The sequence below is a fragment of the Sphingomonas sp. BL-S-28 genome (assembly GCF_055521515.1).
Genome location: NZ_CM145483.1, coordinates 173,472 through 194,883, shown reverse-complemented (window position 1 = coordinate 194,883; position 21,412 = coordinate 173,472). Strand labels below are relative to the sequence as shown.

At 65.6% G+C, this 21,412-nt stretch carries 16 protein-coding genes; 13 read left to right on the top strand and 3 right to left on the bottom strand.

Annotated elements, in window-relative coordinates; translation table 11 throughout:
- Window positions 1–6: 6 nt before the first annotated feature.
- The gene (locus tag ACZ1JC_RS00880; RefSeq protein ID WP_465139787.1) at window positions 7–1,575 is read left to right on the top strand and encodes a GumC family protein; all 1,569 of its coding nucleotides are present in this window, start codon (window positions 7–9) and stop codon (window positions 1,573–1,575) included.
- Complete coding sequence (locus ACZ1JC_RS00875; protein WP_465139788.1) at window positions 1,572–2,456, top strand: CpsD/CapB family tyrosine-protein kinase; 885 nt, start codon at window positions 1,572–1,574, stop codon at window positions 2,454–2,456. The genes ACZ1JC_RS00880 and ACZ1JC_RS00875 overlap by 4 nt, the downstream gene beginning before the upstream one ends.
- 118 nt (window positions 2,457–2,574) lie before the next feature.
- Here the strand turns inward: ACZ1JC_RS00875 and ACZ1JC_RS00870 are convergent, their stop codons facing one another.
- On the bottom strand, window positions 2,575–3,924 hold the full coding sequence (locus ACZ1JC_RS00870) for a glycosyltransferase (protein ID WP_465139789.1): 1,350 nt from the start codon (window positions 3,922–3,924) through the stop codon (window positions 2,575–2,577).
- A gap of 188 nt (window positions 3,925–4,112) precedes the next feature.
- On the opposite strand from ACZ1JC_RS00870, the gene ACZ1JC_RS00865 reads away from it, so the two are divergent.
- The 5 genes from ACZ1JC_RS00865 (at window position 4,113) to ACZ1JC_RS00845 (ending at window position 10,236) form a co-directional block, all read left to right on the top strand.
- Entirely contained in the window at window positions 4,113–5,255 is a 1,143-nt protein-coding gene (locus tag ACZ1JC_RS00865; RefSeq protein WP_465139790.1) for a cell wall hydrolase, read from the top strand.
- A gap of 135 nt (window positions 5,256–5,390) precedes the next feature.
- The gene (locus ACZ1JC_RS00860; RefSeq protein ID WP_465139791.1) at window positions 5,391–6,638 is read left to right on the top strand and encodes a DegT/DnrJ/EryC1/StrS family aminotransferase; all 1,248 of its coding nucleotides are present in this window, start codon (window positions 5,391–5,393) and stop codon (window positions 6,636–6,638) included.
- 11 nt (window positions 6,639–6,649) lie between these two features.
- The gene (locus ACZ1JC_RS00855; RefSeq protein ID WP_465139792.1) at window positions 6,650–7,972 is read left to right on the top strand and encodes a glycosyltransferase family 4 protein; all 1,323 of its coding nucleotides are present in this window, start codon (window positions 6,650–6,652) and stop codon (window positions 7,970–7,972) included.
- A 14-nt stretch (window positions 7,973–7,986) separates the two neighbouring features.
- Window positions 7,987–9,111, top strand: a complete 1,125-nt coding sequence (locus ACZ1JC_RS00850; protein WP_465139793.1) for a glycosyltransferase — start codon at window positions 7,987–7,989, stop codon at window positions 9,109–9,111.
- A gap of 12 nt (window positions 9,112–9,123) precedes the next feature.
- Window positions 9,124–10,236 (top strand): acyltransferase family protein, encoded by a 1,113-nt coding sequence (locus tag ACZ1JC_RS00845; RefSeq protein ID WP_465139794.1) that lies wholly within the window; start codon window positions 9,124–9,126, stop codon window positions 10,234–10,236.
- 5 nt (window positions 10,237–10,241) lie between these two features.
- On the opposite strand, the gene ACZ1JC_RS00840 is transcribed toward ACZ1JC_RS00845, so the two are convergent.
- A complete protein-coding gene (locus ACZ1JC_RS00840) occupies window positions 10,242–10,895 on the bottom strand; it encodes a DsbA family oxidoreductase (RefSeq protein WP_465139795.1) in 654 nt (217 codons plus the stop codon).
- 193 nt (window positions 10,896–11,088) lie between these two features.
- Between ACZ1JC_RS00840 and ACZ1JC_RS00835 the strand changes: the two genes are divergently transcribed.
- The 4 genes from ACZ1JC_RS00835 to ACZ1JC_RS00820 all read left to right on the top strand — a co-directional run bounded on the left by ACZ1JC_RS00835 (window position 11,089) and on the right by ACZ1JC_RS00820 (window position 15,987).
- Window positions 11,089–12,987, top strand: a complete 1,899-nt coding sequence (locus ACZ1JC_RS00835; RefSeq protein ID WP_465139796.1) for an FAD-binding monooxygenase — start codon at window positions 11,089–11,091, stop codon at window positions 12,985–12,987.
- A 91-nt stretch (window positions 12,988–13,078) separates the two neighbouring features.
- Window positions 13,079–13,543, top strand: coding sequence for a MarR family winged helix-turn-helix transcriptional regulator (locus tag ACZ1JC_RS00830; RefSeq protein ID WP_465139797.1), 465 nt, complete (start codon window positions 13,079–13,081; stop codon window positions 13,541–13,543).
- 56 nt (window positions 13,544–13,599) lie between these two features.
- A complete protein-coding gene (cls, locus tag ACZ1JC_RS00825) occupies window positions 13,600–14,997 on the top strand; it encodes a cardiolipin synthase (RefSeq protein WP_465139798.1) in 1,398 nt (465 codons plus the stop codon).
- Between the two features lie 81 nt (window positions 14,998–15,078).
- Window positions 15,079–15,987, top strand: a complete 909-nt coding sequence (locus ACZ1JC_RS00820; protein ID WP_465139799.1) for a LysR family transcriptional regulator — start codon at window positions 15,079–15,081, stop codon at window positions 15,985–15,987.
- Between the two features lie 10 nt (window positions 15,988–15,997).
- Here ACZ1JC_RS00820 and ACZ1JC_RS00815 read toward each other — a convergent pair whose 3' ends face one another.
- The gene (locus tag ACZ1JC_RS00815; RefSeq protein WP_465139800.1) at window positions 15,998–17,758 is read right to left on the bottom strand and encodes an SLC13 family permease; all 1,761 of its coding nucleotides are present in this window, start codon (window positions 17,756–17,758) and stop codon (window positions 15,998–16,000) included.
- A 564-nt stretch (window positions 17,759–18,322) separates the two neighbouring features.
- Between ACZ1JC_RS00815 and ACZ1JC_RS00810 the strand changes: the two genes are divergently transcribed.
- On the top strand, window positions 18,323–19,858 hold the full coding sequence (locus tag ACZ1JC_RS00810; protein WP_465139801.1) for an FAD-dependent monooxygenase: 1,536 nt from the start codon (window positions 18,323–18,325) through the stop codon (window positions 19,856–19,858).
- Between the two features lie 184 nt (window positions 19,859–20,042).
- Window positions 20,043–21,395 (top strand): MFS transporter, encoded by a 1,353-nt coding sequence (locus ACZ1JC_RS00805; protein ID WP_465139802.1) that lies wholly within the window; start codon window positions 20,043–20,045, stop codon window positions 21,393–21,395.
- The last annotated feature ends 17 nt before the right edge of the window (window positions 21,396–21,412 follow it).

Genomic DNA, 21,412 nt, shown 5'->3' with positions numbered 1-21,412 from the left:
CTGTCTATGAAGCCTCCAGTCCTGCCCAAGACCGATCCCGACGGGCTCGGCATCTACCCCCGCGAGATTTTGGCCATGCTGCAGCGCCGATGGCGCTGGCTGATCGCGCCACTGATACTGGGACTGTTGGCAGCATGCGTCGCCATCGCGATGCGCAAGCCGGTCTATCAGTCGGCAGCCACGCTGCTGATCGATTCCCCGCAGATTCCGACGTCGCTGGTCGCGTCCCCGCTGACCGACATCGCGGACGAGCGGATTGCCAAGATCCGCCAGCAGATCGTCAGCCGCGACAGCCTGGCCGGGCTGATCCGCGCCAACGACCTCTATCCCGCCGAACGCGCGAAAGTGGATGCACCGACGCTGATGGAGATCATGCGCGCCAATATCGGCGTGGACCTTGTCGCCGCCAACCATGGGCACAACGGCGGCAGCACGATCGCTTTCACCCTGTCCTACAAGTACCCCGATCCGCACAAGGCGCAGGCCGTGACCGAGCAACTGACGCGGATGTTCCTGGTGGAAGACAAGCGTTTCCGCACCGAGCAGGCCACTGGTACCGCCTCTTTCCTCGAGCATCGGTCGGAAGAGCTGCGCCGCCAGCTGAGCGCGCTCGAAGACAAGCGCCGCGATGTAGAGGCGCGCTATGCCGGCGCGCTGCCCAGCGACGTGGCGCTCAGCTCGCAATCCAGTTCGGCGCTGCGGGCGGAAATCTCGCGCACCGATTCCGAGACGCAAGGCATCATTCAGCAGAACGGGATGCTGGCGTCGCGGCAGCAGGATCTGGCGCAAGGTCCGCCCCCGGGCACCGAAGGCCTGCGCACCGCCGAAATCCGGCTGGCGCAGCTTCAGTCCACCCATTCGGACACTTTTCCGGATGTGATTGCCGCCAAGGCCGAAGTCGAACGCCAAAGAGCGCTGGTCAACGCGAATCCGATCCCGCAATCCACCTTGGTGCAGACCGAGATTGCCTCCGGTCGCAACCGTATCGACGTCTTGGCCAGCCGCCGATCCGAACTGGTGCGCACGATGGCCGAAATGGACCGCCGCGCCGCGCAGGCGCCGGAGGCGGCCTATGAGCTGAACATGATCGAGCGCGAGTACGACAACATCAAGCGCCAGTACGATTCGCTCCGCGAAAAGCAGCTGGACGCGCAAGTCGCCGCCAACCTGCAGACCGAGGACAAAGGGGAGCGTTTCACCGTCGTGGACCAGCCTAGCCTGCCGCTGGAGCCCCTGGGCGCCAAACCGCTGTTGCTGCTCATGATGGGGGTGGTCGGCGGTGCCGGTCTGGGGCTTTGCCTGATCTTCGTCTACGAATTCGCGAATGGCACGATCCACGGCGAGCAGACGCTGGCGCGGACGACGCAGATTCCCACCTTGGGCGTGGTGCCGGGGCGGCGACAGGCGGGCCGGCTGAGCCCCCTACTGAACGGCTTGACGGAGTGGCTGCGGAACCGGCGGTTCCCCGGCTGGCTGGCGGGCCGCCTTCCCGAGCAATGGCGCAGCGCCCTGTCCGGCGGAAGCCCCGCAGCGGGCGCTGCGGCCAAGCCGGATACCGCAGGAGTAGCCCGATGAAAGCCGATACCGGCATCACCTCACCCCGCTCGAACGCCGTATCCGGCGCGAAGACGAAAACCCGATCGCGGGCGAAGCCGAAAACGGCCGGCGTGGCGCCGATCGCCGAAACCTCGGCGACGCCGGCGGCCGCTGCGGCTCCCGCGCTCACTCCGGCACCGTGGATTCTCGATCCCGCAGTGCTTGCCGACAACCACATCGTCGGCTTCGGTTCCATGAATGAGGATGTGCATCCATTCTTCATGCTGCGCGCGGCGCTGCTGCACCATACCGTCGCCACGCACCAACGCGTCTTCGCGATCACCTCTGCCCAGGCCGGCAACGGCAAGACCCATATCGCCGCGAACCTTGCCGCAACGCTGAGCCGTATCCATCCGACCGTGCTGGTCGAGCTGGACCTGCGGCAACCGCAACTGGGCACCCGGTTCGGCCTGCCCACCGACAGGATGGGGGTGGACGATTACCTGTCCGGAGAAGCGGAATGGGCCGACACGGCCGTGCCGATCGAAGGCTTCGACCTCACCGTCCACCGCGTCCGGCGGGCCCGCGTCAATGCGGAGCCGCTGCTGGCATCCCCATTGTTGGCGCAGATCCTGCGGCAGTTCCGCGCCGACGCGAGTGGGCCGATCTGCATCCTCGATACCCCGCCGGCTCTGGTCAGCGACGATCTGGTGTTGATCTCACGCGGGATCGACGGCGTGCTGCTTGTCGTTGAGGAGGCCCGCAGTCGCAAGGGCGACATCGTAGAGGTCATCAACGCCCTGAACCCGACGCCGATCATCGGATCGATCCTCAACAATTCGATCACCCGGCCGCGCAGCCAGAACACCTATGGCTACCACTACTACCGCGATGAGCCCGGCTCCGCCTCTCTGGATTAGCGTAGCGGAGAAAATCAGGATGACCGGCAGCCCTATAACCGCATTCGACCGGCGCGCGAACTGATCGCCCGGCAAAGGGCTGGCAGCCCCTGCTCAAGGCCCGGGTCGTGCCCCTAGATTAAGAACGCATTGCCAAAGGTTTCAGCAACGCCGCCAGATCCGCCGCGATGCGATCGGGATCGTGGCGTTCGAGGACGCGCTGCCGCCCGCGCTCGCCCATTGCCCTCCGCGCTTCCGGCGGTGCATCGGATGCTGCGACCAGCGCCGCGGCGATCCCTTCCACGGATCCGGAAGGCACCAGCCAGCCCACCGCATCGTCGACCAGTTCGGGAATACCGGCGATGGCCGTGGCGATCACCGGGCGGCACAATGCCATCGCCTCCATCAACACGACAGGCAGGCCTTCGGCAAAGCTGGGCAGCACGAAGACATGCGATCGCGCCAACGCGCGGCGAATTTCGTCCGGTCCGGCCCAGCCCAGCAATCTGACCCTGCCCTGCAGGCCCAAACGCTCTATCTGACTTTCGATAGCGGCCCGGTCCTCCCCGTCGCCGATCACATCCAGCGCGATCGACCGCTGCCCGACAATGCGCGCCATGGCCTCTATCAGCAGGGGCAGGCCCTTCTGGGCGCTCAATCGCGCCACGCAGAGGAACCGGGTGGCCTTGCCCTCACCGGCAACAGTGGCGCCATCGGCAAGGAACACTGGGTCTGGTGCGCAGCGGATCACGTGGATCCGGCCCCAGTGCGCCGGATCGGACCACCGCATCAACTGGCCGCGTCCGAAGCTGGAGACTCCGGCCACGAAAGCGGCATCGGCAATCTTGCCGGGTAGGTCCAGCGCCTGCGGCGCATCGAACTCATCCGGCCCGTGAACCGTGAAGCTGTAGCTTATCGGCGCGAGCCGCGCGGCAAGCCGCGCCACCATCGCCGGATTGGTGCCGAAATGGACGTGGAGATGCCGGATCCCCTCTCGTTCCAGTCGGCGCGCCAGCAGTGCAGCCTCTGCAAAATAGGCCGCGGCACGATGCCGATTGCCGGACCCGCAGACTTGCCACGAAAGCCGCAGCGCGCGCCACGCCGCCTGCGGCCGCGTCACGAAGCAGGCCGCCGCCGCGCCGGCCAGCGCCATGCCGTGATCCAGCAGGCCCACCGTCCTGGCCGCCTCTTCCCGATCCTGCGCGCCGGGAAGCGGCTGGTCCGATCGGCGCACGGTATACCGGCTGACGGCAAGGCCCTGCCGTTCCAGAGCCGCGATCTCCGTGCGAATGAAGCTGTGGCTGACCTTGGGATAGACATTGGTGAGATAGGCGACCCGAAGCCGGGTATCCGCTTCCGCCGGCTGTTCCGTCGCCAACGTTTTCCCGGCGCCGCGCGGCCGCCTTGCGTGCACGGCATCCTCGCGCACGAGCGCGGACGTGGAATCCCATGTCAGCGCGGCTTCGGGAGTGCCTGCAATTTCGGTCATAGCGGCCACTATGATCGAGCCGCCGCCCGGACGTCATTGCGAATTCTTCCAATGCGTTTTGACCTCCGGACTTTGGCTGGGGCGCTTGGGCCAATGAACTTAACCCAGTGGACTGTAGGAACCTCAAGGCCCGGATGCGCCCGCGCGCGCGCCATGCGAACTTTTGCGTGATCAACGGGAGGCTTGCCGTGGCGGCACCACGTCATCGCGGATGGCACGGCGCATTGTTATTGGGCGCGGCGATCCTGTTCGGCCCCGGCGCGGGCGCCCCTGCGGCGCGGCTGGCGATGAGGCCAGCTACGCCTTCTGTCACGCCGGCGATCGCGCCGGGTATCCCCTATCGCCCACAGTCGAGCACGGACGATCAGGCCCGACTGGCCCGTGCCTTCAATGCCGCCACTCCCTTGGCGCGCGGTGCGTTGATCGCGGCCCAGCCGTTCCATCTCGACGCTTCCTTTGCCGACCGTGCACGGGCGCTGGACTGCCTTGCCGCCGCCGACTTCTATGAGGCGGGGGGCGATCCGGCCGACCAGCGCGCGGTGGCGCAAGTGGTGCTGAACCGCGTGCGCCATTCCGCATTTCCTTCATCGATCTGCGGCGTCGTGTTCGAAGGCGCGGAGCGGCAGACCGGGTGCCAGTTCACGTTCAGTTGCGACGGTTCGCTGGTTCGCCGCAGGCCGAGCCCGGCGGCATGGCAACAGGCGCGTCGCACGGCGGCGGAAATGCTGCTGGGCCGCGTTGAGGCCACCGTGGGCCAGGCCACCCATTACCATACCGATTGGGTGAGCCCGCCGTGGGACCGCACGATGGACAAGCTGGCGATCGTCAAGACTCACTTGTTCTTCCGCTGGCGCGGCGCCACGGGCTCGCCGGCTGCGTTCACCCGCCGCTATGCCGGCGGCGAGCCGCAGATCGCGCGGCTGGCGCAGTTGTCCCCCGCCCACGCCCCCGCCTCCGGCGACGATCCCGGCCGGCAAGATCTGGCGGCGATTTCCGGCGCCCCCGCCGACGCTTCTCCGGCCGCGCCCCCATTGCCCCCCACGCTGCAGGAACAGGGCGTCTTCCTCGTCTCGCTCCCCCTCGGGGCAAATCCGGACAGCTTCGTGCGTCTGGCAGAGCAGCAATGCGCCGGACTGGCGGATTGCCGCTTCGTCGGTTGGACGGACCCGGCCCGCCGCGCCACCGCATTGCCGCTTCCGGGAAGCGCGGTGGATGCCATATCGTTCACTTTCGTACGCCATGCCAACGGTCAGGGCAGTGCTTTGGCGCGGTGGAATTGTGCGGAGTTTCCCCGGGTAAACACCGCGGAATGCCTGCGCAGGGCCAGTTGAAGGGGCCAGTTGAAGGAGCAGGCATCCGCTCGAAAGAACCCTCCCCTTGAAAATCTGTACTGGCATTGCAGACTGCCCCGGCTTCTTGCCCCACGATACTCTTGCCCCATGTTCCGTTCATGGTTGGGGGCGGCAATGGAATTGCACCGAAGCACGAGTGACGACCGCCCTGCGAGCGAAGACTACACGCTTGTCGAACCACCCGCCGTCGCCCGCGCGCCCCGGCCCAAACAGAAGCGCCGCGCGCCGCCGATCGATCTGGACGACGCGCCGGTCACCCGGCCGTTCCTGCCGCCGCTGGATGAATTCCTGCCCTATCTGGAGGGCATCTGGGCCAATCGCTGGCTGACCAATGCTGGACCCTATCACCAGCAGTTCGAGGAAGAGCTGGCCGCCTATCTGGGCGTGGAGCACGTGGCGCTAACGTCGAACGGCACCAGCGCGCTGGAACTGACGCTGCAGGCGCTGGATCTGACAGGTGAGGTCATCACCACGCCCTTCACTTTCGTGGCCACCGCCCATGCGTTGAAATCGCGCAATCTGCAGCCCGTATTCGTGGATATCGACCCCAAGACGGGGAACCTAGACCCCGAAATGGTGGAGCGCGCGATTACCGAGCGGACCAGCGCGATCCTGCCGGTCCACTGCTTCGGCCACCCGTGCCGCACCGATCGCATTGCCCAGATCGCGAAGGCCCACGGGCTGAAGGTGGTCTATGACGCCGCGCACGCCTTCAACGTGCGCCGGGGCGGCGAAAGCCTGCTGCGCGCCGGGGATGCGGCCTGCCTCAGCTTTCATGCGACCAAGGTGTTCAACACGTTCGAAGGCGGTGCCGTCGTCTGCGCCGATGCCGCCACCAAGGCGCGCATCGCGCGGCTGCGCAACTTCGGCTTTTCCGATGCCTATTCGGTCGACGCGATCGGCACCAATGCCAAGATGAGCGAATTTCAGGCGGCATTCGGCTTGCTCCAGCTGAAATACGCGGATGAGGTGATCGCCCGCCGCGCCCACATTGCCGGACTGTATACGGCAGGCCTGCGAACGATCGATGGCATCGCACTGTTTCAGCCGGAGGCCGATTGGCAGCTCAACCACTCCTATTATCCGTTGCTGCTTGACGGTCGGCTGGCCGCGCGACGGGACGAACTTTGCGCGCGCCTGCTGGCCGCGGGGATCCATGCGCGGCCCTATTTCTGGCCGCTGGTCTGCGATCATTCGGTCTATCGCGACCTGCCTTCCGCCAGCGCGCATATGCCGGTGGCCCGTCGCTTTGCGAAAAGCATCCTGTGCCTGCCGCTCTATCCCGATCTCGCCCCGCGCCATGTCGAGAACGCGATCGGCATCATCGCCGATTTCAGCGCCCGCAACGGTGAACGGCCCTGAGGGCGCGTGCCATGACAGCCATGCCGACCTCTTCCGACTTTCCGGATGGTGGCCATGCCATGCTCAACATCCTGATGGTCGCGGAAAACGTCTCCCGCAACCTTAGCGGAGAGACCATTCTTCCCTATTACTACCTCACGCATTTCCTGGCCCAAGGGCATGAGGTTCGCGTCATCTGCCACGAACGCGTGCGCGAACAGCTGAAGGCCGAACTGGACGCGGCCACCTTCGCGCGCTTCACCTTCGTCAAGGACAGCGCACTGCAGAAAGCGCTGCACCGGGTCGGCGGCCTGTTCCCGCACCGCGTGGCGGACCTTGTGTTCAACCAGCTGATCCAGCTTCTGACGCAGATGCGGATGCGCGGGCTGGCGCGCGACCGCGTGGCGGACGGCGCGGTGGACGTGGTGTTCCAGCCCGCCCCCATCGCCGTGAAGGCGGTGAGTTCGATGTACAACCTGGGCGCGCCGGTGGTGATCGGGCCGATGAGTGGCGGAATGGACCTGCCCCCGGCCTTTCGCCGGATGGATGGACCGCTGGTGCGGCTGGCGATCTCCGGATCGCGCAGCGCCACCGGGCTGCTGCACCGGCTGATCCCCGGCAAGCGCAAAGCCGCCATGCTGCTGGTCGCCAACAAACGCACGCGGGCGGCGCTGCCCATTCACACCACCGGCGAGGTCCGCGAAGTGATGGAAAGCGCCGTCGATCTGGGCCGGTGGCAGCCGCGTAGTTCCGACCCGGCGCTGCGCGGGCCGATGTCCTTCATCTTCTGCGGCCGCTTCGTCGATTGGAAGGGCATCTCACTGCTGGTGAAGGCTTTCGCTCCGCTGGCGCGAGCGGGCAACGTGCGGCTGGACCTTGTCGGTGACGGCGAACTGTTCGGGGAAATTGAACGGTTGATCGAGGACGAAGGCATCAGCCGGAACGTCGTCCTCCACGGCCGTGTACGGCTGGAACGCTATATCGAACTGCTGCACGATGCCGGCGCCTTCGTCTCGCCATCGCTGCGCGAATGCGGCGGCATCGCGATGATGGAGGCTATGGCCATCGGCGTGCCGGTGATCGCCACGGACTGGGGCGGCGCCGCGCAATATGCCAGCCGCGACTGCGCGATCCTGGTGCCGCCATCGTCGCAGGCGGACTTCGTGGAAGGGTTGACGGCGGCGATGCGGCACCTTGCCACCTCACCGGACCTGCGCCGCGATCTTGGCCGGGCGGGGCGCCATCATCTTGAACGCGAAGGCCATGACTGGGCCGTAAAGGCGCGCACCGTCGCAGAAATCCTGCAAGGCGTTTCCCGGCCGCGTCAGGCACCCTCACCCCAACCGGCAACATGAGCAGAAGGCCCGCCATGGAAAAGACCGACAATCCGGACATCGTATTCTATGCCCGGCAGCTGTACAACGGCGGAGTGGACCGGGTGGTCTTCAATCTGGCCGAGGAATTCCTGGCGCGCGGCCTCAAGCCGGTGATCGTGGTGGACATGGACAATCCCTGGTCCCCCTTCCGCGACCTGATCCCCAAGGATGTCCCCTACGTCGTGCTGGATGCGAAGGGCGCGCTGGCGCGGATCGTCAAGCTGCGTGCCTATTTGCGCCGCACACGGCCACGCGCGGTGATGTGCACCGGCTTCGGCTTTCCCAATATCTGCGCGATCATGGTGCGCTGGATCGCCGGTTTCCGCTTCAACCTGATGCTGACGGAACACTGCTTCCCTTCGGTGGATCTGGACGCGGCCAAGCCTTGGCAATCGCGTTTCTGGTTCTTCCGGCTGGCGCATCTGTTCTATCCCTTGGCCGACACGATCGTCGCAGTGTCGAAAGGAACCGCGCAGGATCTGGCCAAAGTGATCCGGATCGATCCGAAAACCATCAACTGCATCTACAATCCCATCGTCAGCGACGGCCTGATCGCATCCGGGCAGGCGCCGGTGGACCATCCCTGGTTCCACGATCCCGACGTGCCCATCGTGATCGGCGTCGGCCGGCTGGAGCACCAGAAGGATTTCGGCACGCTGATCACCGCTTTCGCCAAAGTCCGCCGGCAGATGCGCTGCCGCCTGATGATCCTGGGCGACGGCACCGAGCGCGAGATGCTGGCAAGGCTGGTTGAGGATCTTGGCCTGTCGGACGATGTCGCGCTGCCAGGCTTCGCGCCCAATCCCCATGCCTATACCGCCAAAGCCAGCCTTTTCGTGCTCTCTTCCCGGTTCGAGAGCCTGGCCAACGTGGTGATAGAGGCAATGGCATTGGGCACCCCGGTGATCGCCACGGACTGCCCCTCGGGCCCGGCCGAAGCGCTGGACAACGGCCGGTTCGGCCGGCTGGTCAAAGTGGAGGATGCCGAGGAACTGGCGAGCGCGATGCTGGATACGCTGCGCAAGCGCCCGGCCCCGGTGCCGAAATCCTGGCTGGAGCAATTCACCACCCGCGCCTCTGCCAGCCGCTATCTCGAATTGCTGACGCCGGCGGTTTGAAAGGGGCTTTCCATGCAGGTGGTGGAGGGCCACAGGCGGCTGGCACAACTGACATCGCTGCGCTTCTTCGCGGCGCTGCTGGTGCTGCTTTCGCATCTGGTGTTTCTGGAGCAGAGCCGCAGCCCCGTGCTCCGCGCCAGCTATGACCTCTTCCTGCGGCAAGGCGCCTGTGGTGTGACGTTTTTCTTCATCCTTTCCGGCTTCATTCTCACCCACGCCTACGAGCGCGCGCTGGCAGCTGGAGACGTACCGGTTGGGGTTTACCTCTACCGGCGGGCAGCGCGGATATTTCCCCTGCACATCGTGGTCGCTCTGGCGGTGCTGGCCTATCTGGTCTGGCGCGGAGACCCGCCGCCGATGCGGACGATCTTGCTCAATCTGGGGCTGCTGCACAGTTGGTCGCCCGACCCGCTGGTCCACTATTCCATGAACGGACCGTCCTGGAGTCTGTCCGACGAACTGTTTTTCTATGCCCTGTTTCCCCTGCTGTTGAAGCTGGACCGAAAAGTCCTGGCCCGTGCCTTCGTGGTGGGGATCACCGCGATCGCAGCCGGCGCCGCTTTCGCCGCGCAGTGGGTCGGCGGCTATTCACCCTATGTCGACTGGCTGTTCTACGTTTTCCCGGTAACCCGGCTGGTGGAATTCGTGGCGGGCGTCCTGCTTTACCGGGCGTGGCAAAACGGCTTCGGCGGTTCCTGGGCCGGCAGCAAAGCGGAAATCCTGCTCACCCTGCTGGTGCCGGCCGTGATGGTCGCAGTCGAGGTGTTCCGGGTGCCGTTGGTGTTTCGCTATCAACTGGTGTTCGTGCCGCCAATGGCCGCGCTGGTGCTGGTCTACGCCCACGGCAAGGGCGCGCTGTCACGCCTGCTGCGCGATCCGCGCCTGCAACTGCTGGGGGAGGCATCCTTCGCGCTCTATCTGATCCATCGGCCAATGGTCATCTTCATGGCGCGCTGGGCCGGGCAAAGCGCCGTTGGCGACGTGGCACTGGCAGCGGCAATGCTGCTGGTTACGCTGGCCGCCGCGATCGTGACCTATCGCGGGTTCGACCGGCCGGTCGACCGATGGCTGCGCGGGCGGGAGCGGATGCTGTTTCCCCGCCGGTTTTCCAGTCTGGAGGTGTGATCCGATCAGGCTGCCATGGACTGCGCGATCTGCCGCAGGGCCTGTTCGAAATGTTCCGCCGGCTGGCCGCCGGAAATGAGATAGCGGTCGTTCACGATCACCGCCGGCACGCTGCTGATCCCGCGCGAGCGCCACAGATCCTCGTCGCGGCGAACCTCTTCGGCGAATTCGCCGCCTGACAGCACTTCCGCCGCCCGTGTCCGGTCAAGCCCGGCCCGGCCGACCAGGTCGATCAGCACATCGCGGCTGGAAACGTTTTCGCCGCGCGTGAAATAGGCTTCGAAAAGCGCCATCTTCAGCGCCCGCTGGCCGCCGGTTTCAGCCGCCCAATGCAGCAGCCGATGGGCATCGAACGTGTTGTAGATACGCGAACCCGGCGCCATCGTCATGGTGAAGCCCACATCGTCGGCGCGCTTGCGGATCATCTCACGATTGGCGGCCGACTGTTCGGGCGTGGAGCCGTACTTCTGCGCGATGTGTTCGCCGATATCCTGCCCGTCCGGCCCCATATCGGGATTGAGTTCGAAGGGCTGGAAATGGATTTCCGCCTCCACCACGCCTTCCAGCGATTGCAGAGCCTGCTCAAGACCGCCCAACCCGATCACGCACCACGGGCATACGACGTCCGAAACGAAGTCGATCTTCAGGTGGTGGGGCATGGCGTCATGTTCCTGTCGGGACTGTTCTGGGGGCGGACGAATCCGGGATAGCCAGCATAGGCTCAGCGGAAGCGATTGGGAAACCGGCACAGTCCTGATCGCGTTGACCTCACGATTTACGTAGTATACTACTTATATCGAATCAAAGGCAGCCCTCCCCCCATCGAGGCCGCCGCACGCAGAGGATGCAGGCATGCAATTTCACCTGAACGGATTCCACACCGGCGACCCGGATGTCCACCCGGCCGCCCCGCAGACCGGCAGCGACGCCGATGTCGATGTGCTGATCGTCGGCTGCGGCCCTGCCGGCCTCACGCTCGCCGCCCAGCTTGCCCGCTTCCCGGCGATCCGCACGCGCATCGTCGAACGCAAGGCGGGGCCGCTGGAACTCGGCCAGGCGGACGGCATTGCCTGCCGCACCATGGAAATGTTCAACGCTTTTGGCTTCGCGGACCGCGTTTCGCGTGAGGCATACTGGGTCAACGAGACGACCTTCTGGAAGCCGGACGATGCCGAAGCCGGCAGGATCGCCCGCCACGGCCGCATCCGCGATACCGAGGAAGGCCTGTCCGAATTCCCCCACGTGATCCTCAATCAGGCCCGCGTGCATGACTTCTACCTCGAATCCATGCGCAATTCGCCCAGCCGGCTGGTGCCGGACTATGGCATGGAAATCGTCGACCTGACGGTTCCCCAAGACCCGCAGGAGCCCGTCACGGTTCGCCTGCGTCCGGTCGGCGCGGAAAGCGACGCTGCAACCGAAACGGTGCGCGCGCGCTATGTCGTCGGCTGCGACGGCGCGCGCAGCCAGGTCCGCAAGGCCATTGGCCGCGAACTGAGCGGCGAATCCGCCAATCAGGCGTGGGGCGTCATGGACGTGCTGGCCTACAGCGATTTTCCGGACATTCGCCTGAAGAGCGCGATCCACTCCGCGAACGAGGGCAATATCCTCATCATCCCGCGTGAGGGCGGATATCTGGTCCGGCTCTACATAGAGTTGGACAAGCTGGGCAAGGATGAGCGTGTTTCCGCGAAGAACATCTCCTTGGAGCAGCTTGTCGCCGCTGCGGGCCGCATTCTGCAGCCCTATGTGCTCGATGTGAAACAGGTTGCCTGGTGGTCGGTCTACGAAATCGGCCAGCGCCTGTGCGACAAGTTCGACGATGTGCCTTTCGGCGAGGAAGCAGACCGCCTGCCCCGCGTCTTCATCGCCGGTGACGCCTGCCACACGCACAGCCCCAAGGCCGGCCAGGGCATGAACGTATCGATGCAGGATACCTTCAACCTCGGCTGGAAGCTGGCGGCCGTGCTGCAGGGGCAGGCAGAGCCCGCACTGCTCCACAGCTATTCGGCGGAGCGTCAGGCCATCGCCAAGGAACTGATCGATTTCGACCGCGAATTCGCCGCGATGTTCAGCGCCAAGCCGAAGACCGCGGAAGACGAGGACGGCGTCGATCCCGCCGCCTTCCAACGCTATTTCGTAAAGCAGGGCCGTTTCACCGCCGGCACGGCAACGCAGTATCGCCCCTCTGCCCTCACCGGCGGGGCGGAGCATCAGGGGCTTGCCCAGGGTTTCACGGTGGGCATGCGTTTCCACTCCGCCCCGGTGGTGCGCCTTGCCGATGCCAAGCCGATGCATCTGGGCCATGTGGCAGAGGCGGACGGCCGCTGGCGCATCTACCTCTTCGCGGGCAAGGACGGGCTTGCCGCCGGATCGCAGATCGAAACGCTCTGCCGCTTCCTTGAAGGCGATGCCGCGTCCCCCGTCGCGCGCCATAGCGCCGCCGGAGCGGATATCGATTCCGCGATCGACGTGCGCGCGGTGTTCCAGCAGCCGCACCAGTCGCTTTCGATGGACGAACTTCCCGGCCTGCTCTGGCCGCGCAAGGGCGCTTTCGGCCTGCGCGATTACGAAAAGGCGTTCTGCGCCGATGCACAGGCGGGCGACATCTTCGACATGCGCGGCATCGATCGCGATCGGGGTTGCATGGTCGTCGTCCGTCCGGATCAGTACATCGGGCAGGTCCTGCCGCTCGGCGCCCATGCCGAACTGGCGGCCTACTTCGCCGGAATCCTGATGCCGCAGTCCTGATCATGCCTTTCGGCGGGACCGGACGCACGCCGATGTGTGCGAACGGTCCCGCGGGCTTGAGGCGATCGCAGATTTGCAGTTAGGTGCGGATATGAGCCACCGTGACCTCGAAACCTTGCCCGGCCACCTGATCCGCCGTCTCCAGCAGATCGCGGTGGCTCTGTTCACTGCCAGTATGGCGGAAGCGGACATCGATCTGACGGCGGTGCAGTTCGCCGCCATGCTGACCCTGCGCGATCATCCGGGGCTGGATCAGCAGACGCTGGCCGGCCTGATCGCCTATGACCGCGTGACACTGGGCGGGGTGATCGACCGGCTGGTCCAGAAAAACCTTGTCGCCCGCGAAACCAGCCCGAGCGACCGACGCGCCCGGATCCTGACGCTGACGGGCGAAGGCCGCGCCGTGCTGGACCGGGCAATCCCCTTCGTGGATCAGGTGCAGGACGATATCCTGGCCGGGCTCACCGATGCCGAGCAGGAGACTTTCGTCGGCCTGTTGTCCAAGCTGACGCGCGCCGGCAACGAACTCAGCCGCGCACCCTTGCGCGGACGCTAACGCCCTTAAGAACGCAACCGCTGGCATTTACGGGTAGAGCCCGATACCCTGCGGCCATGTTCGATCCCGAGCGGCTTGCACTCTATTACCTGCTGCTGGAATGGGCCATCCGGCTGGTGATGGTCGCGGTGCTGCCGATGCGCCGGTCTCCGGAAGCGGCGCGCAGTTGGCTGCTGCTGGTGTTGTTCCTGCCAGTACCGGCAGTCCTCCTTTACCACTTCATCGGCAGAGCGCAGTTTCCGGGCTGGCGCCAGCAGCGCTTCGCCAGCGACCGGCCTTATCGTGAACAGGCCGCGCTGGCACTGGCCGCCCACGCCGCAGAGCCCACGGAAATGGCGCAACTGGCCGAGACGCTGGGCGGTTTCCCGGCCTGCACCGGCAATGCGATCCGCCTGCTTGCCGACTATGAAGGCTCCATCATGGAAATGGTCCGCGCCATCGACGCGGCGCAGACCAGCGTGCGGCTGCAGACCTATATCTTCGCGGACGATCGCACCGGGCAGACGATGACGCAGGCACTGCTCCGCGCCCGGGAGCGGGGCGTGGCGGTGCACGTGCTGATCGATGCGCTGGGGTCGCGCGCCTGGGCCAGGCGGAGCATGAAGATGCTGCGCGATGCCGGTGTATCCGCGCGGCTGGTTCTGCCAGTGCACTTCGCTGCCCTGCACCATGCGCGATCCGATTTGCGCAACCACCGCAAGCTCTGCCTTGTCGATGGCCGGATTGCCTTCGTCGGATCGCAGAACATTGTCGACCGGGACTTCAAGCCGCGCATCGTCAACGACGAACTCGTGGCCCATGTCGAAGGTCCGGTGGTTGCCGCATTCGATGCGATGTTCGCCAGCGACTGGTATCTGGAAACCGCCGAAAGGCTGGTATCCCTGCCGATCCCGGCGCCGGTGGGAGAGGCGCTTGCCCAGGCGATGCCCAGCGGACCGGACTTCGGCACTGCCGGCTACGAACGCCTTCTCGTGGAACTGGTCCATCGCGCGCGGCGGGACATTACCATCGTCTCACCCTACCTCATTCCCGATCAGGCCCTGCTGACAGCCGTCAAGAACGCGGTAGCGCGGTCCGTACGAGTGAACCTGATCGTGTCGCAAGTGGTGGATCAGCGGCTGGTGGGCTACGCGCAGCGATCCTATTATCAGGAACTGCTGGAATCCGGGGCGCGGATCCACGGGTTTCGCCTGCACCTGCTGCACGCGAAGGCCGTGGCCATAGATGGGACTTTCGGCGTGGTCGGCTCCAGCAATGCCGACATGCGCTCCTTCGCGCTCAATGCGGAAATCAGCTTGCTGCTGTACGGCGCCGAACCGGTCGCGCAACTGGACGAGGTGATGCGCGGCTATATCGCCAGAAGCGATGAACTGGATTTGGCGGAATGGCGCAATCGTCCCCGCACCGCCCGTTTCGCCGAAAACCTTGCGCGGCTGGTAAGCCCGCTGCTCTGATCTGCCCGCGCAATCTCTGACGCTCTGGCCTTCATCGTCGCAAAGATTGCCCCGCGCCCGTCCCGCGTGTTAGCCGGGCCCATGCTGACGATCAGGCAGATCGAGATTTTCCGCGCGGTGATGATCACCAAGACGGTAAGCGGTGCCGCGCGGATGCTGGGCACCTCGCAGCCCGGCCTCAGCCGTATGTTGGGGCATATGGAGGATCGCCTGCGCTTCCGCCTGTTCGACCGGACGCGCGGCCGGCTGGTGCCCACGCAGGAGGCCCGTGCGCTGTTCGAGGAGATCGAGCACGTCTACAAGGGCTTTGCCGATCTGGAGCACGTCGTCCAACGTCTGGCCAAGGGTAGCGACCGGACCTTCCGCGTGGGCGCCTCCCCCTCGTTGGGGCATTCGGTGGTGCCGCAAATGCTCTCTCGCCTCACTGCCAATTATCCCGGCCTCACCATCCAGTTCGACATTCTCTCGGTGGAGCAGGCGGACGATTACCTTGCGCTTCAACGCGGCGACTATGCGCTGACGGTGTTTCCCATCGACCATCCCAATGTCCTGTCCAGCCGCATCGGCAGCGGCCGCATGGTTTGCGCCGTGCCCGCCGATCATCCCCTGGCGGAGCGCGGGCAGATTGCCGTCGCCGACATCCGGGGCGAGCGCATCCAGTCGTTCCGGGCAGACACGCCGCACGGCCGGATCATCGCCGACATGTACGCGGACGCCGGTGAGGAACTGGAAGTAGCCACTTACGTCCGTTTCGCGGAAACCGCCGTGGCGTTCGTGGCCAATGGCATGGGGCTGGCTCTGGTGGACAGCTTCACGGCAATGCAGGCCCATGCCGATACCGTGCGGTTTCTGGAATTCGACGCGCCCGGCGTGCTTCCGGTCTACATCAGCCGCAATGTGGAGGCCGCACGGCCGATCATCGGCGAAACGTTCGAAGAGATCGCCCGCAACGTGATTTCGGCAAGCCGGTCCCGACGATCCGCAGCCTGAGGCGCCCTCCTTACAGCGGCCAGCACGCAATGATCAGCGGCGGCCCCACGATCAGCACGAGCAGCGACAAGGGCGCACCCAGCCGGGCATAGTCGGTGAAGCGATAGCCGCCCGGCCCCATCACCAGCGTGTTGCACTGATGGCCGATGGGCGTCAGAAAATCGCAGCCCGCGCCGATCGCGGTGGCCATCAGGAAGGCATCGGGGTGGTAGCCCAGATCGTGCGCGAAAACGGCGGCGATCGGCGCCATGACCAGCACCGTCGCCGCATTGTTGAGGAACGGCGTCACCGCCATGGAGATCAGCAGCACCAGCGCCACCGCACCCCATGGCGGCAGGTGCGTGGCCAAATGGGCAAGGTGCACCGCCAGAACGTCCGAAGCACCGGTGGTCTGCAGCGTTTCGCTGACCGGGATCAACGCGCCCAGCATGATCAGGATCGGCCATTCCACCGCTTCATAGGCATCTTCCGCAGGCAGCGCGCCAGTGATCAGGACCAATCCGGCCCCGGCGAAGAAGGCCAGCGCCACCGGCACCAGCCCGGTTGCAGTCGCCACCATCGCGGCCGCCAGAATGCCCAGCGCAAGCCATCCCTTGCGCTCCCGCCCCAGCCGGATCGGCCGTTCGGCCAATGGCAGCACGCCAAGCTGGCGCAACTGGCCCGGCATGGCATCCAGCACGCCCTGAAGCACGATGATGTCGCCTGCCTGCAGCGCCACGCCGGCGGGCTTGTTGTGCAGCCGCTCACCCTCCCGCGCGACGGCGATCAGGCGCAGGCCCATACGCTCCTTCAGCATCAACCGGCCCGCCGTCGACCCGACCAGTGCCGATCCGGCCGTCACCACCGCCTCGATCACGCCGACATCGTCGTGGACGGGCTCGCTGTCGTCCGGTTCGTGCAGGGCCAGCCCGGTTCCGGCGATTGCGCGCTCCAGCGCGTCGGGATCGCCCGCCAGGATCAGCACGTCTCCTTCGGCAATTTCCGTGTCGGGCTGCACTTCGGCGCGCAGACCGTGGCGCAGCACGGCCGTAACCTCGATGGCGCCGTCCTGCCCCTCAACGAAAGCGGATACGGTATCGCCGATTACCGTTGCCTCGGCCGTAACGGTCGCCTCGGTGGTATAGGCGGAAATGTTCAGCGCCTCTCCCATCGTGGTCCGTGCCTGCCGTTCGGGCAGCAGTCGGCGACCCAGATACAGGAACGCCAGCCCCACGATCAGCAGCCCCAGCCCGGTGGGCAGATAATCGAACATCCGGAAAGGGTGCCCGGTCATATCCTCCCGCACGCGGCTGACGATGATATTGGGCGATGTCCCGACCATCGTCGTCAAGCCGCCAAGCAGGGAGGCGAAGGCCATGGGCATGAAGAAGCGGGAAGGATTGGTTTCACTTCGGCGGGCCAGTTGCGATGCGGCCGGCATCAGCATCGCCAGGGCGCCGATGTTCTTGATCAGGCCGGAGGCTATGCCCACGATCGTGGTCAACGCGAAAAGCTGCCCGCCCGGGCGGCGCAGGCGGTGCCCCATCCTGTCTACCGCCCGCTCCACCAGACCGGAACGCTGTACGGCCGCCGAAAGCACCAGCGCCGAGGCGACGATGATGACGATATCGTCCGAAAAGCCGGAGAATGCCTTGTCCGGCGGCACCAACCCGATCGCGACGCCGGCAAGCAGGGCGATAACGGCAGTGACATCGAAGCGAAAGCGCCCCCAAATGAAAAGCCCCATCATCGCGCAGAGGAGTGCCACCGAAAGCCACTGCTGCAGATTCATCTCACCCCACGAAGCCATTGCGCATCGCAAATGGAAATGCGCCGCGCGCCGAATTGTTCATACCGCGCCACAAGTTTGGCGAAGAAGCCCAGCAGGATGCGAAAAAAATCGGCCTCGCGGACTATTATCCCTCCCCGCGAGGCCAGTCTGGGTCGTCTTGACAACCGCCGCGGACCCAACGGGCCAAGGCAGTGTCAAGGAACTCAGTCAGCATTGTGGTGAGGGAACTTGCCCACCGAGCCCCGTCAATCAACGCGCGATGTGGCGAATGGTTCCGAACTTCCTGATGCAAGCACCTAGATCCATGCGATTTTAACTTACTCAAAGCCGCTTTTCAGCGCCCCGTTGCGATATCGGCAGGCGCCGGCTATCTAGGCGGGGTCGGAAAAGGCAGACTTGGTCTGGTCAGCCCAAGTCCTTTCGGTAACGAAAGCTCTGGTCTTTGGCTTCGCGCACAAGGCCCCCACGGCGAACACCGGGCGCAAGCGATTGCGCTCCATCGTTCGCCCGTGGTGGTCCCTGCATGGAGAACGCTCCGGTCGAACATCGACGCAGGAGCAGCATATGACCCCGATTTACCACGACGTGATAATTGCCGGCGCCGGCCCGGTCGGCCTGTTTCTTGCCACCGAGCTTCGCTTGGGCGGATGCTCCGTGCTGGTGCTGGAGCGCAGTGCGGATGCCACTTCGCCAATGAAGACGTTGCCATTCGGCCTGCGCGGCCTCTCGGTCCCGACCATCGACGGTTTTGACCGGCGCGGCATGTTGGAGGCCCTCAGGGACCGCGCCGTCGGCCGGGACGAGCCCGCCGCCGCACACTGGCTGCGTCAGCCGCGACGGCCCGCCGGGCATTTCGCAGGCATCCAGTTCTACCGCGACCGGATCGACCCGGCACACTGGCCCTATCGCCTGTCGGCGCCGGTCGACACCATGGCCGCCGACATGGCGGGCGTGGAAGCCGTGCTGACGGCAAGAGCCATCGCCCTGGGCGTGGAAATCCGGCGGGATTGCAGCGTCGAGGGTTTCGACCAGGACAATGACGGCGTCGTCGTCCAAGCCGGGGCGTCGCACTTCCGGGCAAGTTGGCTTGTCGGTTGCGACGGCGCGCGCAGTACCGTGCGCAAGGCGGCGGGGATCGCGTTCGCCGGCACCGATCCCGAATTCACCGGCTATTCCATCCAGGCGGACCTGGCGAATGCGGACCGGCTAAACCCCGGCCGCCACTATACCGCCACGGGTATGTACACCTATGCGCATCCAGGCATCATCGGCATGGTCGATTTCGATGGCGGCGCCGGTCATCGCAAGGGCCCGATCGCCCGCGAGCATATCGAAGCCGTGCTGCGCAGGATTTCCGGCGTCGACGTTTCCGTGGAGTCGCTGGCCATGGCCGCCACCTGGACCGATCGCGCCTTTCAGGCAGGCGCCTATCGCAAGGGCCACGTCCTGCTGGCGGGCGATGCCGCGCATATCCACTCCCCACTGGGCGGACAGGGGCTGAATCTGGGACTTGGCGATGCCATGAACCTGGGCTGGAAGCTGGCCGCGACGATCCGGGGCCATGCGCCGCCGGGCCTGCTAGACAGCTATGAGCGCGAACGCCACCCGGTAGGCGCACGCGTGCTGGACTGGTCGCGCGCGCAAGTGGCGCTGATGCGCCCGGCACCGGCGTCGCGCGCGTTGGAGGGGATCATCCGCGATCTGATCGATACACCGGACGGGGCCACCTATTTCGCCGATCGCGTCTGCGGCGCCGGGCTGCGATACGATCTTGGCGGCGATCATGCGCTGGTGGGCCTTGGTGCGCCCGATTTTCGATTGGACGACGGCGGGCGACTTAACGAACATCTGCGCGATGCGCGCGGCCTGCTGCTGGATTTCGGCCATGACGAGGCGCTTCGCATGCTTGTCGCCCCGTTCTCTCGGAAAATCCGCTATCTTGCCGCCGACGCCGAGGATCGCCTGGGCCTCACCGCAGTGCTGGTACGGCCGGACGGCGTCGTAGCCTGGGCCTGCGATGGGCGGGCCGAGGAAGCGGGTGCTCGTGATGCGGTGGAGCGGTGGTTCGGGCACGGCGGTCTGGAAACACCGCGCCGGTAATGCCAGAAGATGCCGAACGCCTCTGGCGCACATGCATAACATAAGGTTATGAGAGACCCAGTCATGCTCACTGGCAATGCCCTACCCCTTGCCACACCCTTCCAATGCCCGTGATCCGCAGAATGGCGGCGGGCAGCGAGTCCGGCGCAGCCAAGCGCCGCCGAACATGGGAAGAGGCAAGACCATGGCCACATATTCCGCAGCCGGATCGGTTTCCGTGCGCCCTTTCGTGACCGTAAGCGGGAAATCCGCCGTTGCACCGGCCGATGGCTGGAGCGCGCGGCAAATCCTCGTCGTGGCGATCTGCTTCGTGCTGAACATGCTGGACGGCATGGATGTGCTGATCCTGTCCTACATTGCCCCGGCTCTCTCGGCGGACTGGAAGATCAGCCCGGAAAGCCTGGGCGTGGTGTTCAGTTCCAGCCTTGCCGGCATGGCTGCCGGCGGGTTGTTGATCGCCCCTCTGGCGGACCGTTTCGGACGACGCCGGCTGATCATCGCCGCAATCTTGATGATGACGGCGGCCATGTTCGGATCGGCATTCGCGCATGACATCGCCGAACTGGTTGTCTCCCGCTTCGTAGTGGGCATCGGCATCGGCACCGTGCTGGCGACGATGGCTGCGTTGACTGCGGAATACGCCCCGGCCAAGCACCGCACTTTCGCGGTCGGCTTCCTTCAGGCCGGCTATCCTGTGGGCGCGACGATCACCGGCTTCGTCGTGGCCCGGCAGATCGAAGCGCATGGCTGGCAGGGAATGCTGCTGGGCGCCGCGATCCTTTGCGCGATTGCTCTGCCTCTGGTTTGGGCCCTGCTGCCCGAATCCATCGATTTCCTGATCGCCCGCCAGCCGGCCAATGCACTGCAACGTGCGAACCGCCTGCTCGTCTCGATCGGCCGCGCGCCGCTGGACGCCCTGCCCGAGCGCCGCGTTGCCGAACGGGGCGAGGTCGGCCTGCGCGGCGTCTTGGGCGAAGGCCGCCGCAGCGGCACGATGCTGCTGTGGATGGCCACGATTTTCGGCTTCATGACGCTCTACTTCGTGATCAGCTGGATCCCCAAGCTGGCGGTAGAGGCCGGCCTGCCCGCCACGCAGGCGATCTATGCCGGCGCGGTGTATAACATCGGGGCGTTCGTGGGCATCACGTCCATCGGCCTGATCGCAACGCATATCGACCTGCGCCGCCTGATCCTTCTCTACATGGTACTGGCTGCGGCAGCGCTGGTCATTTTCGGCGGGATCGCGATGCCTGTCGTCGCCACCCTGCTGGTAGCGTTCCTGATCGGCGCCTTCATCCAAGGCGGCTTCAACGGCTGCTATCCGCTGGCCACCAGCTTCTACCCGCCCGCGGTGCGCAGCACCGGTTTGGGCTGGGCGATGGGCGTGGGCCGCATCGGCGCCGTGATCGGCCCGATGCTGGGCGGCCTGCTGCTGGCATGGCATGTGCCGCTGCCGATCATTTTCGCGATCTTCGCGGTGCCGGCCGTGATTGCAGGGCTCTGCGTCTCTTTCATCCGCCTGCCCGCCGATCGGTGATCCAATCGAGAAGAGGC